The following is a 13,618-nucleotide window of genomic DNA, read 5'->3' on the forward strand; positions in this document are numbered from 1 at the left end:
CAGCGCGAAGGCCGCGACCGGGCGCGGTGGCACGACGGGGTCGGGCAGCGCGACGAGCGCGCGCACCGATCCCGTACGCGCGGGCATGAGCGCGACGTCGATCGTCGCGGCGCTAAACGCGCTTCCCGGAACCGGATGGAGCGGCGCGCGCACGGGCTCAGCCGCCTGCACGCCAATGACGGCGAGCAGCAGCGCGGCGCAGAGCCGCAGCGTCAGAACCCAGGACAGAACGCTCTTCACCCGCGCCGCCCTAAGGGGCGAGACCGGCTTGGGCAAGCTCTTCGCCCCAAGTGCGCGATACGATGCGTTCGTGCTCAAGACGATCCCAACGCGCAGGGCCATGCCTGCCCGCGCAAGCGCTCTTCTAAAAATGCAATTGAGAATGAGTTGCAATAAATTCGTTCGTTTGATAGCCGCCCGCTGCGAACCATTTGCAACAAGGGGGTAAAATGCGCATTCAACCGGCCGCCGCGGCCTTCATCCTTTCGCTCGGCCTGATCGAGACGCCTGCTTTCGCCGAAGACACCGGCACGGCCGAGCCCGCCAAGTCGGACGAAATCGTCGTCACCGCCAGCGCACGCGAACAACGCGTGATCGACGCCCCAGCCTCGATCACGGTGGTCACCTCCGAACTGCTCGCCAAGCGGCCGATGGCCGACCTCACCGACGCGCTGCGCGATGTCGAGGGGATCAACGTGACCGGGGCCTCGAACACCCGCGACATCACCATGCGCGGGATGCCCGGACAATATACCCTCATCATGGTCGACAGCGTGCGCCAGTCCACCCGCGACAGCCGCACCAACGGCACCGGCGGCTACGAACAGAGCTTCACCCCGCCCGCCGCCGCGATCGAACGGATCGAAGTGGTGCGCGGCCCGATGTCCACGCTCTACGGCTCGGACGCGATCGGCGGCGTCATCAACATCATCACCCGCACGATTCCCGATAGCTGGGGCGGCTCGGTCGGCGCGGACTATGTCGTGCAGGAGCATGGTGACAGCGGCAACTGGGTCCAGGGCCAGTACTACCTCGCCGGGCCCGTCGTCGCCGATACGCTGGGCGTGCAGACCTGGGGCCGGATCTACCGGCGCGGCGAGGACGACATCGTGAGCGGCAATTACGGCGCGCGCGACTACAACCTGACCGGGCGCCTCGCCTGGCGGCCAGCTCCGGGCCAGGAAGTCCTGCTCGAAGGCAACACCACGCGCGTCAAGCGTGTCGCGAACGCGGGCGCGACGCTCGCCGACACGGGCACCAGCAACTACAACATCACCCGCCGCAACGCGGGCACGCTGCGCTGGAACGCCGACTGGGAAGCGCTGACCAGCGCGGTCTCGCTGCTGCGCGAAAGCAGCCATTACCGCAGCTACACCGCCGATGACGACGGCGGCTACACCCGCGCGACACGCAACCCGCGCATCACCAACACGGTGCTCGACGCGCTCATCAACCTGCCGCTCGACAACACGCCGCTGGGCGATCACCACCTGGCCTTCGGCGGCCAGTACATCTGGAACCGGCTGGTCGACATCAATCCTGGGCTGCGCGACAATCTCGAACGGACCTACACCATCTGGCAGCGCGCCCTGTTCCTCGAGGACGAATGGCAACTGGCGGATGGCTTCGCGCTGACCGGCGGGCTGCGTTTTGACGATCACCAGGTCTATGGCGGCCACTGGAGCCCGCGCCTCTACGCGGTGTGGAACCCGGCCTCCGCGCTCACCCTCAAGGGCGGTGTCTCGACCGGGTTTCGCGCACCCGAAATCCGCGTCATCGCGCCGGGCTATGCCTATACCACCGGCGGATCGAGCTGCACCTATGGCGCGGACGGCACCTGCGGGGTCATCATCAGCGACCCCGACCTCAAGGCCGAAACCAGCACCAACTACGAAGTGAACGTGCTCTACCACCCCTCGCCCGCGTTCTCGCTGGGAGGCACCGCGTTTCGCACCGAATTCCGCAACAAGATCCAGAGCGCGCTGGTCTACGAAGAGGATGGCTCGATCGCGCGCTGGAGCGAGGACACCAACTACCGGCTCTACTACAACTACAACGTCGGCCGGTCGCGCTCGCAGGGCTTCGAAGTGACCGCACGGTGGAAACCGATCGAGCGCCTCTCGCTCAAGGCGGGCTACACCTACACCGATTCCAAGCAGCAGACGGGCGACTATGCGGGCTATCCGCTGACCCAGACCCCCAAGCACATGGCCAACGCGCGCGCCGATTTCGACGTCACGCAAACGCTCGCCTTGTGGACCTCGCTGACCTATCGCGGCGAGGAGATCAACGCGGGCCTGCGCACCGGGTCGAACGGGCGCGCGCTCGTCAACGCCGAGGGAACCACCGTCGGGCGCATCTACCCCGACTATTTCCAGGCCGACATCGGCGGCGTGCTGCGCCTGCGCGAGGCGGTTTCGCTTAAGCTGGGCATCTACAACCTCACCGACAAGCGGCTCGACGTAGCCGATTACAACATGCAGGGTGACGGGCGTCGCTACTGGATGGGTATCAATGTCGACTTCTAGGGCTTTGGCACGGGGCCTGCTCCTCGCGCTCGGCGTCTTGGGCACGCTCGCTTCGGCGAGCGCGCCCGCACAGCCCCGGCTCGTAGCCGCCGCGCAGCCGGGCGTGGTCGAAACCGGATCGGCCGCCTACCGGTTCGAACGCTTCACGCTGCCCGCGCGCGAGGCCGGACGCACCTACGACGTGGTGGTCGCCATTCCGCGCCGCGCCGCGCCCGAGGGCGGCTTCCCGCTCGTCACCCTGCTCGACGGGGGCGCGGCGATCGAGGCGATCGACGAAGCGCTGCTGCGCCGCCTCGAAACCGGGGCGACGCCGCCGGTGCTCGTCGCGGTGGGGTACGTCGGCCAGCCGCGCTTCGACGTCAAGGCGCGCGCGTTCGACTATACGCCCGCGCCAGCGCGCCACCCCCAGGCTCCTCTGGTCGACGATCAGGGACGGCCCGGCGGCGGCGCGGCGCGCTTCCTCGCCCTCATCGGCACACGGATCGTCCCGCGCGTTGCCACGATGGCGCCGATCGATCCCACGCGCGAGACCCTCTGGGGCCACTCCTACGGCGGGCTCTTCGTGCTCTACGCGGCAACGCGCCAGCACGTGCCCTTCGCCACCTTCGTCGCGGCCGATCCGGCGCTATGGTGGAACTACGGCTCGTTCCTCAAGGACCCGAAGCGCGTGCGCAAGGCGCCCGATGGCGGCCCGCGCGCAATCACCGTGGTGCGCGGAGAAGGCGGCGCGCATCGCGGCGGACGGCCGGGAGCAGCACAGGCCACCGCTCTCGCCAAGGGGCCGCACCCGGACATGCGCGGCTCGGTGGCGCCCGAAGCGGCCGTCACGCTCGCCCGGCAGCTTGCCGACCAAGGAGCCCACGTGACGCTGACCCGATGCACAGGGCAAGGCCATGGCGCGATGTTCGCGCTTTCGCTGCGCGCCGCGCTGATCGCGGCGGCGGGTGCCGCGCCCGATCCGGCGGCACCGGAATGCGGCGCCGAAGCGATCGCCAGCGCCGAGCCGGAATAGGGCGCGTCAGCTCAGCGTGCGGCGCACCGCGTCGTGCCAGCCCGCGATGAGCGCCTGCCGCTCGCCCGAGGCCATCTGCGGCTCGAACAGCTGGCCTTGCGTCCAGGTCTGCGACAAGGCCGCCAGATCGGGCCACAGCCCGGTGGCCAGCCCGGCGTGGAACGCGGCGCCCAGCGCCGTCGTCTCAAGGTGGACCGGCCGTTCGACCGGCGCCTCGAGCATGTCGGCGAGGAACTGGCACAGCCAGTCGTTCGCCGCCATGCCGCCATCGACGCGCAGCCGCTCGGGCGCGGCGCCGCCGTCGGCGACCATCGCGCGGGCCAGATCCATGGTCTGATAGGCCACCGCCTCGAGCGCGGCGCGCGCCAGATGCGCCTGCGTCGCGCCAAGCGTCAGCCCAAAGATCGCGCCGCGCGCGTCGGGGTCCCAATGCGGCGCGCCGAGGCCGACGAAGGCAGGCACCATATAGACGCCGTGGCTCGAGGGGACTTGCGTGGCCATGTCGTTGGTCTCACGCGCGTGGGTGATGACGCCGATCCCGTCGCGCAGCCACTTGACCGCCGCGCCAGCGACAAAGATCGAGCCTTCGAGCGCGTAGGTCATCTGGCCGTTCAGGCGGTAGGCGGGCGTCGTCAGCAGGCGATTGCGCGAGGCGATCGCCTCGCTGCCGGTGTTGAGCAGCATGAAGCAGCCCGTGCCATAAGTCGACTTGGCCATGCCCGGCTCGAAACAGGCCTGCCCGAACAGCGCCGCCTGCTGGTCGCCCGCAACCCCGGCGATGGGGATCGGCGCGCCGAGCAGCGAAGCCTCGGTGTGGCCATAGACGTGCGCGTTGTCGTGCACCTGCGGCAGCATCGCCATCGGCACGCGCAGGATGCGGCACAGCTCCTCGTCCCAGCGCTGCTCGCGGATGTTGTAGAGCATCGTGCGCCCGGCGTTGGTAACGTCGGTGGCGTGGACCGCGCCGCCGGTGAGCCGCCAGATCAGGAAGCTGTCGATCGTGCCGAAGGCCAGCTCGCCGTTTTCCGCCCGCGCCCGCGCTCCGGCCACGTTGTCGAGGATCCAGGCGATCTTGGTGCCCGAAAAATAGGGATCGACGAGCAGGCCCGTGCGGGTGCGCACTTCTTCCTCGAACCCGTCCTGGCTTTTCAGTTCGGCGCAGACTTTCGCGGTGCGCCGGTCCTGCCAGACGATCGCGCGGTGGATCGGCGCGCCGGTCTGGCGGTCCCACACCACCACCGTCTCGCGCTGGTTGGTGATGCCGATACCCGCGATGCCCGCCGGACCGACGCCGCTCTTGGCAATCGCCTCGCTGGCCATGCGCACGGTGTCGCGCCAGATGTCTTCGGCATCGTGCTCGACCCAGCCGAGGTCGGGGTAATGCTGCTCGAATTCGCACTGCGCGCTCGCCACCGGGCGGGCCGCCTTGTCGAACACGATCGCACGGGTCGAGGTCGTGCCCTGGTCGATGGCGAGGATGTGCTGGGGCTGGGGCATGAAAGACTCTCCGGGGCGCTTCGTTCTGGTTTGGGTCAGGCGTTGTGGGTTGGGTCGGATCAGGCGGTGTGCCCGCCCTCTTCAGGGCTTTGCACGGGCGTGCTCTGTGCTCTAGTCGGTGGCGGGCGCCGTGTCGTCCTGCGCGTGCGGCTTGCGACCCGAGGGCAGGAAGGGTTTGACCGCGATCTGGTAGAGCCCGGCGCCCAGCACCCCGCCCAGCAGCGGCGCGGCGAGCGGCACCCACCAGTAGTTTCCGGGGCTGGGGAAGGCCGCGCCGTCATAGCCCGCCAGCCAGGCCAGCAGGCGCGGGCCCAGATCGCGCGCGGGATTGAGCGCCCAGGCTTCAAGATAGCCCGCCGAGGCGCCGATCGCGGCGACCAGCAGGCCGATCATCAGCGCGCTCGAATTGGCGCGCGGGGCCACTTCGTTGAACTCGTCGGTAATCGCAAAGATGCCCAGCAAGAGCATCCCGGTCAGGATCACCTCGTCCCAGAAGGCGTGCATCGGCGTGACGTGTTCGCCGGGATGGGTGAAGAACACCCCGGCCGCGCCGCCGCCCGCGCGGGTCAGCCCGTGCGCGGCGTTGTAGGCGTCGATCACCGGATGGTAGAGCTGGAGCACCAGCGCCGCGCCGACGAACCCGCCGACGACCTGCGCGATCCAGTAGGGCACGACCTTGCGCTTGGGAAAACCGCGATAGAGCGCGAGCGCAAGCGTCACCGCCGGATTGGCGTGGGTGCCCGAAACCGAGCCGGTGACGTAGATCGCCATGGTCACGCCCAGCCCCCAGGCGATGCATACGCCCCAATAGGCCTGCGCGTAAGGGTTGGGGTCGTAGAGGGTAATCATCGCCGCCGCGCTGTCGCCGATCAGGATGATGATCGCGACGGCGAGCGCCTCGCTGATGAGTTCGCCGATCCATGCGCGGCGCCGTGACACACTGGGGGACACCTAGAGACTCTCCCGGATTCGTTTCGACTTTCGTTCAATCCGCGCGCATCTGCACATGCTTTCGAACGAACGTCAACTCTTTCGTTTGCATTTTCGTTTTCGCGCGCATATTTTCAGAAACGAAAACCGACGAGCCGCGTTCCCATTCCCGCCCCCTCCTGCGGCGACGGACCGGCCACGCAGCAGGGCGAATCGCCCCACCCACGGGAGACCGACGATGAATGCCCCTTCCCCCGCCTCTTCGCACGCCGCTGCGCAGACCCCGGCAGCGGCCGACACGCCCGTGTTCGACCTGCTGATCGTGGGCGGCGGCGTGAACGGCGCCGGGATCGCGCGCGATGCGGCCGGGCGTGGCCTTTCGGTCCAGCTGGTCGAACAGGACGATCTTGCCAGCTACACCTCCTCGTCCTCGACCAAGCTCATCCACGGCGGGCTGCGCTACCTCGAATACTACGAATTCCGGCTCGTGCGCGAAGCGCTGATCGAGCGTGAGCGCCTGCTCGGCATGGCGCCGCACATCATGTGGCCGCTGCGCTTCGTGCTGCCGCAGGCGCTGTCACCGCGCCCGGCCTGGCTGGTCCGGCTCGGCCTGTTCCTCTACGACCACCTGGGTGGCCGCAAGGCGCTGCCCGGCACCGAAACGATCGATCTTGGCCGCAGCGCGCGCGGCAAGGGGCTCAAGACCAAGGGCCGCGCCTTCGTCTATTCGGACGGCTGGGTCGAGGACAGCCGCCTCGTCGTGCTCAACGCGATGGACGCCGCCGCGCGCGGCGCGCGGATCGCCACGCGCACGCGGCTGATCGACGCGAAAAGCGAAAACGGCGAATGGGTAGCAACCCTCGAAACGAAAACCGGCGAAACCCGCACAGTGCGTGCCCGGATGCTCATCAACGCCGCAGGACCCTGGGTCGATGCGGTGCTCGGCCGGATTGGCCGGGCCAAGAGCGATCGCGGCGTGCGGCTGGTCAAGGGCAGCCACATGGTGCTGCCCAGGCTCTACGAGGGCGACCACGCCTTCATGCTCCAGAACCCCGACCGGCGCATCGTCTTCGCGATCCCCTACGAAGGCGAGTTCACGCTGGTGGGCACCACCGACGAACCGTGGACGCAGGCCCCCGGCAAGGCCGAGATCAGCGCGCAAGAAGTCACCTATCTGTGCGATACGGTAAACCGCTACTTCGAACGCCAGGTCTGCCCAGAGGACATCGTGTGGAGCTACGCCGGGATCCGCCCGCTCTACGACGATCACGCCGCCAACGCCTCGGCGGTGACGCGCGACTACGTGCTCGACTTCGAACAGCCCGAGGGCGACAAGGCGCCGCTGCTCTCGATCTTCGGGGGCAAGATCACCACCTATCGCAAGCTCGCCGAACACGCGCTCGAACACATCGCCCAAGTCTTTCCCGAGGCTGGCGGAGCCTGGACGGCGGGCGCGGTGCTGCCCGGCGGCGACCTGCCGGACAAGGACTTCGACGCCTTCACCCGCGATCTGGCCGCGCGCTGGCCAGCCATGCCGCCCAGCCTGCTGCGCCGTCTGGCGCGCGCTTACGGTACGCGCGTTTCCGCCATCCTGGGCCAGGCCCGGGTGCCCGAAGACCTCGGGCACGACTTTGGCGGCGGCCTCCACGCCGCCGAAGTCGACTATCTCGTCGCCCACGAATGGGCGCGCAGCGGCGAGGACGTGCTCTACCGCCGCTCCAAGCTCGGCCTGCACACGCCCGCCGGAACGCAGGCGGCCATCGACGCCTATCTGGCCCGTACCACGCCATCGACCTGAGTCGCTTCCCCTCGTCGCCGGTCCGTTCTAGGGCAGGTCGCAAGGAGAAGGACGAGTGACGATGGACCAGCGCGAGGCGGGAGAGATGGACACGGCGACAGGCGCGGGTAACGGCGCTGGAGAGAGCGACATCGTCTCGGCGCGGCGCGCGCACATCCTCCAGATCGCGCGCAGCGCCGGTTCGGTCAGCGTCGACGATCTGGCCGAGCGGCTCGCGGTCACGCCGCAGACGATCCGCAAGGACCTCAACGTGCTGGCCCGCCAGGCGCTGCTGTCGCGCGTGCACGGCGGCGCGCTGGTGACGTCGGGAGTGGACAACCTGGCCTACGACGCGCGGCGCACCGTCGCCTCGCAGGCCAAGGCGCGGATCGGCGCAGCGGCGGCCGCGCTCATTCCCGACGGCGCCTCGCTCTTCGTCAACATCGGCACCACCACCGAGGCCGTCGCGGCGAACTTCGCGCACCACCGCAACCTCATGGTGATCTCCAACAACCTCAACGTCGTCGACACGCTGTCGAGCCATCCGGCGATGGAACTGGTCAGCGTGGGCGGCAAAGTGCGCACCAGTGATCGCGCGGTCGTCGGCGCGCTCGCGATGCGCTTCATCGAGAACTTTAGGGTCGATTACGCGCTGATCGGGATTTCCGCGCTCGATGCCGACGGCAGCCTGCTCGATTTCGCGATCGACGAGGTCGAGGTCTCGCAGACCATCATCCGCAACGCGCGCAAGGTCATCCTCGTCGCGGATTCGGCCAAGATCGGGCGATCCGCCCCGGTGCGCGTGTGCGGCATGGAGGCGATCGACTTCTTCGTCACCGACCGGATTGCGGACCCCATCTTGCGCGCTGCGTGCGAGCGCCACGGCGTCAACCTGATCGAGACCGCACCGGACGCGTGACGCTTCCCGGCGGGCGCCCGCCCTGCGGTGCATCGTGGCGCGCCCGGCAAAAGCCGATCTTGCCCCCCTGAAACAATCGCTTGCTTCCGCGCAGCCGCCCGATCTGCTGTCACAGGCAGCGGCGGTCATGCCGATGCTGCGCGAAGTTCATTCCCAATTTCGCAAGCACCGCGGCACCAGGACCCCGAACAGATTACGCAGCGCCAGACAAGACATACCAAATGGAACGCGCAAGACGCGTTCATCCGAGAGCTATCGCTGCATTTGGAAAACGTTTTCTCAATTATCCGGCCCGATCCTCACAGACCACACAGCGACCGTCCGATCTGTTCGCAGTGAGAGCGGACCAGCACCTCCATCGATCAATAGCGCCACCTTACAATAGCGCTAAATTCAATGTTTTTTCTTTTAAAAACAAAGAGCGAGGCGCATTGGCAACACCCCCGTCACAAATCTCGAAACGACAGATTTTTTTACTTGCGAGCCGCTGCGCGATCGTTTCAAACGCGCCCATTGCCATTTTGCGCACGTTCCGGTCGCAGCGGTCCGCGCGTGGCAATGGACAAAGTCAGGAAAACCCCAGGGTCCGCAGGCGTTCTGCTCTCTGATACTTTCCAAGGTTCAGACAAGTCCGGGAAGGCGCCAATCCGGCCTTCTCGATGGAGGTATAATTTGAAGATCACCACGCAGCTGGCGCTTGCCGCGTCGGCTCTTGCTCTCGTTCAGGCGCAGGCCGCCTGGGCGCAGGATACCGCCAATCCCGATGACAGCCAGATCGTCGTCACCGGTTCGCGCGCCGAAGGCCGCTCCAAGCTCGACACCGCCTCGCCGGTCGACGTCGTCACCGCGACCGAACTCAAGCAGCAGGGCACGACCGAGCTGGCGACCGCGCTTGCCAACACCGTTCCCTCGATGGACTTCCCCCGCCCCTCGGCGACCGACGGCACCGACGCGATCCGCCCGATCGTGCTGCGCGGCATGTCGCCCGACCAGACCCTGGTGCTGATCAACGGCGTGCGCGCGCACTCCTCGGCGCTGCTCAACGTCAACGGCTCGGTGGGCCGCGGTTCCTCGGCGGTCGACCTCAACTCGATCCCCTCGACCGCGCTCGCCTCGGTCGAAGTGCTGCGTGACGGCGCCTCGGCGCAGTACGGTTCGGACGCCATTGCCGGCGTCGTCAACCTGCGCCTGCGCGAAGCCGACCACGGCGGCGGCGCGACGGCGACCTACGGCCTCTACGACACCGACGTGCACACCGCGCGCGACAGCCGCCACGTCACCGGCGAGAGCAGCTTCACCGCCAGCGCCTGGCAGGGCATGAAGCTGGGCCAGGACGGCTTCCTGACCGTTTCGGGCGAATACACGCACCGCAACCCGACCAACCGCAGCGACGCCGACCCGCGTCTCGACACCCCTGCCGTCGACGCCCGCTACGGCGATCCCGCGGTCGAGGGTTACTCGGTCTACGCCAACGCCGGCAAGCCGATCAACGACACCTGGGAAGCCTATGCCTTCGGCGGCTACCAGTACCGCGACACCAGCTCGGCCGCGTTCCCGCGCCTGGCGTCGGTCACGGACCAATACGGGCTGTCGGACATCTACCCCGACGGGTTCCTGCCCAAGATCAACACCCACTCCAAGGACATGACCGTCACGGGTGGCCTCAAGGGTGAGATCGCCGGCTGGAAGACCGACATCAACCTGAGCTACGGCCGCAACCGGATCGACTACTGGACCCGCAACTCGGCCAACTACACCTATGGTGCGGACACCCAGACCGATTTCTACGACGGCGCCAACATCTACGACCAGTGGGTCGCCGGGCTCGACTTCTCCAAGCAGTTCGACGTGTTCCAGTCGCTGAACGTGGCCTGGGGTGTCGAAGGCCGCCGCGAAGGCTACAAGATCCAGGCGGGTGAAGAAGCCTCCTACGGTTACGGCACGGCCTATCCCGACGCCACGCCGGGCGCGCAGGGCTTCACTGGCTTCTCGCCGTCCAACGCGGTCGAAAAGCATCGCAACAACGGCTCTATCTACCTCGACCTCGAAGCGCAGGTCACCGACAAGCTGCTGCTCGGCCTCGCCGGACGCGGTGAGGACTATTCGGACTTCGGCACGACCGGCACCGGCAAGTTCTCGGCCCGCTACGACTTCTCGCCGAGCTTCGCGATCCGTGGCACCGCCTCGACCGGTTTCCGCGCGCCGAGCCTCGCGCAGCAGTACTACACCTCGGTCGCCTCGGTCATTTCCGATGGCAACGTGGTCCTGACCGGCACCTACCCCTCGACCTCGACGGTGGCGACCGCTCTGGGCGGCAAGGCGCTGCGTCCGGAAAAGTCGACCAACCTCTCGGCCGGTTTCGTGTTCCGTTCGGGCGGCTTCGACCTCACCGTCGATGGCTACCGTATCCACGTGCGCGACCAGCTCGGCCTGTCCGAGCTGCTCTACGCCAGCTCGAGCGACACGGTTGCCGACCTGCTTGAACCCTACGGCGTTGCCGCGGCCCGTTTCTTCATCAACGGCCTCGCCACCACGACCAAGGGCATCGACGCGGTTGCCCACTACCGCCTGATGACCGACAAGGCGGGCACTTTCGACCTGACGCTGGCGGGCAACGTCAACGACGTGAAGGTGACCAAGGTCCCGACCCAGACCTCGACCGTGACCGACCTGACGCTCTTCGCGCGCACCCGCATCAACACCATCGAGCAGGGCACCCCCGGCGAGAAGGTGGTGGGCACGATGGTCTGGTCGGGCAGCCAGATCGGCGCCACCGCACGCGTGACCTACTACGGCAACGTGACCGTTCCGGGCTCGACCGCCGCGCGCGACTACGACACCGGCGCCAAGGCGATCACCGACTTCGAGGTGCGCTACCAGCCCAAGGACGAACCCTTCAACCTGGCGCTGGGCGCGAACAACCTGTTCGACATCTACCCGAACAAGACGCCCGCCACGCTCAACACCACCGGCGTCGTCGGCTTCCCGGGCTACTCGCCCTGGGGCTTCAACGGCCGCTACCTCTACGTGCGCGCCAGCCTGAACTGGTAAGCACCCCGAGCCCAGCAAGCGGAGCGCTCCCGAAAGGGGGCGCTCCCTTCGCTTTGGGCCTCCCGAATTTTCGCTTCCCCCCTTTTTGCGACTAGCTGGAAATCCTGCCCGCATGACCCTTTTCGCCGCCCGTTCCCGCTCGCTGCCCTTCCGCCTCGGGGCCTGCCTGTCCGCTCTCGCGCTTGTCGCCTCGCCGATGATGGCCCAGGCCAAAGCCCCGACGACCAGCGCCGCGCCGCCGCCCGCCGTCCACCCCGACGTCGCGCACCCCGAGCCGCAGGATGGCCTTGCCCGCCACGCAATGGTCGCCGCGGCCAATCCGCTGGCGACGATGGCCGGTGTCAACGTGCTCAAGCAAGGTGGCTCGGCGATCGACGCCGCCGTCGCGATCCAGGCCGTGCTCGGCCTCGTCGAGCCGCAGAGTTCGGGGATCGGCGGCGGCTCGTTCCTCGTCTATTACGACGCCAAGAGCCACACCGTGACCGCCTACGACGGGCGTGAAAAGGCGCCCGCAGGCGCGACCCTCAAGCTGTTCCTGGGCAAGGACGGCCAGCCCCTGCCCTTCCGCGAGGCGGTGCTGGGCGGCATTTCGACCGGCGTTCCGGGCGCGATCGCGATGCTCGACATGGCGCACCACGACCACGGCACGCTGCCCTGGAACGTGCTGTTCAAGCAGGCGCACGATCTGGCCGCCGACGGCTTCGTGGTCAGCCCGCGCCTTGCCGGGATGATTGCCTCAAAGGCCCCGCAGGCGCACGCCAGCGATGCGGTCGCCTACTTCACCAAGCCCGATGGCCAGCGCTACCAGGCGGGTGACGTGCTCAAGAACCCGGCCTACGCGCACACGCTCGACGTGATCGCCAAGTTCGGCGCCTCGGGCCTCCTCACCGGCCCGATCGCGCAGGACATCGTCGCGCGCGTGCATGAGGACACCCACCCCAGCACGATGACGCTGGCCGACCTGGCCGCCTATCGCCCCAACCGGACCGAAGCGCTGTGCGAGCCTTACCGCAGCCACATCGTGTGCACCCCGCAGGCCCCCTCGGGCGGGCCGGGGCTGCAGATGGTGCTCGGCGTGCTCGCCCACACCGACATCGACAGGCGCGGCGCCAACGATCCCAAGGCCTGGTTCGAATTCGCGCAGGCCAACCGCCTCGCCTACGCCGACCGCGATCGCTACATCGGCGATCCGGCCTTCGTGACGGTGCCGATCAAGGGCCTGCTCGACCCCGCCTACGAAGCGCAGCGCGCCGCGCTGGTGGGCGAAAAGGCGGGTCCCGTCACCTTCGGCCACCCCGCAGGGGCGCCCGAATTCGGCCCCGACCAGACGCTCGAGCCCGGTGGCACCAGCCACATCGTCATCGTCGACGCGCAGGGCAACGCGGTCTCGATGACCACCACGGTCGAAAGCATCTTCGGCTCGGGCCGCATGGTCGACGGTTTCTTCCTCAACAACCAGCTGACCGACTTCTCGTTCACGCCCGCGAACGAAGACGGCACGCCCGCCGCCAACGCCGTGGCCGGCGGCAAGCGTCCGCGCTCGACCATGGCGCCAGTCATCGTGCTGACCCGCGACCGCCGCTTCTACGCCGCCGCCGGTTCGCCCGGTGGCAGCGCGATCCAGGCCTACAATTCGAAGGCCGTGGTCGGCCTGCTCGACTGGGGGCTGACCCCGCAGCAGGTGGTGGCGCTGCCCAACCTCGTCGCCCATGGTGACAAGTTCAACGCCGATCCCTTCCCGCAGGCAATCCTCGACGGGCTCGCCGCCCGCGCCATGCCGCTCGACACCGCGCGCGGCGAGGCTTCGGGCCTTCAGGCGATCGTGGTCACGCCCAAGGGCTACCTCGGCGGGGCGGACCCGCGCCGCGAAGGCATCGCACGCGGCTTCTGAGCCACGCCGGTCC

General features: G+C 68.1%; 9 protein-coding genes. 6 read left to right on the top strand and 3 right to left on the bottom strand.

Annotated features, from left to right (window positions below):
* A partial coding sequence (locus MTR62_RS12640; RefSeq protein WP_244021414.1) for a hypothetical protein occupies window positions 1-240 on the bottom strand: 240 nt, incomplete at its 3' end.
* 209 nt (window positions 241-449) lie between these two features.
* Here MTR62_RS12640 and MTR62_RS12645 point away from each other — a divergent pair.
* Window positions 450-2,528, top strand: coding sequence for a TonB-dependent receptor domain-containing protein (locus MTR62_RS12645; protein WP_244021421.1), 2,079 nt, complete (start codon window positions 450-452; stop codon window positions 2,526-2,528).
* A complete protein-coding gene (locus MTR62_RS12650) occupies window positions 2,515-3,540 on the top strand; it encodes an alpha/beta hydrolase (RefSeq protein WP_244021428.1) in 1,026 nt (341 codons plus the stop codon). Before MTR62_RS12645 ends, MTR62_RS12650 begins: the two co-directional genes overlap by 14 nt.
* Before the next feature lie 6 nt (window positions 3,541-3,546).
* On the opposite strand, the gene glpK is transcribed toward MTR62_RS12650, so the two are convergent.
* Both glpK and MTR62_RS12660 read right to left on the bottom strand, forming a co-directional pair.
* The gene (gene glpK / locus MTR62_RS12655) at window positions 3,547-5,037 is read right to left on the bottom strand and encodes a glycerol kinase GlpK (RefSeq protein WP_244021431.1); all 1,491 of its coding nucleotides are present in this window, start codon (window positions 5,035-5,037) and stop codon (window positions 3,547-3,549) included.
* A 111-nt stretch (window positions 5,038-5,148) separates the two neighbouring features.
* A complete protein-coding gene (locus MTR62_RS12660) occupies window positions 5,149-5,976 on the bottom strand; it encodes an MIP/aquaporin family protein (RefSeq protein WP_244021433.1) in 828 nt (275 codons plus the stop codon).
* Window positions 5,977-6,205: 229 nt separating this feature from the next.
* On the opposite strand from MTR62_RS12660, the gene MTR62_RS12665 reads away from it, so the two are divergent.
* The 4 genes from MTR62_RS12665 (at window position 6,206) to MTR62_RS12680 (ending at window position 13,605) form a co-directional block, all read left to right on the top strand.
* Entirely contained in the window at window positions 6,206-7,765 is a 1,560-nt protein-coding gene (locus MTR62_RS12665) for a glycerol-3-phosphate dehydrogenase (RefSeq protein ID WP_244021434.1), read from the top strand.
* 61 nt (window positions 7,766-7,826) lie between these two features.
* The gene (locus MTR62_RS12670) at window positions 7,827-8,663 is read left to right on the top strand and encodes a DeoR/GlpR family DNA-binding transcription regulator (protein ID WP_327194409.1); all 837 of its coding nucleotides are present in this window, start codon (window positions 7,827-7,829) and stop codon (window positions 8,661-8,663) included.
* A gap of 672 nt (window positions 8,664-9,335) precedes the next feature.
* Window positions 9,336-11,714 carry a TonB-dependent receptor plug domain-containing protein gene (locus MTR62_RS12675; protein WP_244021436.1) on the top strand — a complete coding sequence of 793 codons (2,379 nt, stop codon included), beginning with the start codon at window positions 9,336-9,338 and terminating at the stop codon, window positions 11,712-11,714.
* A gap of 112 nt (window positions 11,715-11,826) precedes the next feature.
* The gene (locus MTR62_RS12680) at window positions 11,827-13,605 is read left to right on the top strand and encodes a gamma-glutamyltransferase family protein (protein ID WP_244021438.1); all 1,779 of its coding nucleotides are present in this window, start codon (window positions 11,827-11,829) and stop codon (window positions 13,603-13,605) included.
* Window positions 13,606-13,618: the final 13 nt, after the last annotated feature.

The sequence above is a fragment of the Novosphingobium organovorum genome (genome assembly GCF_022832435.1).
GTDB classification, from domain to species: Bacteria; Pseudomonadota; Alphaproteobacteria; order Sphingomonadales; family Sphingomonadaceae; genus Novosphingobium; species Novosphingobium organovorum.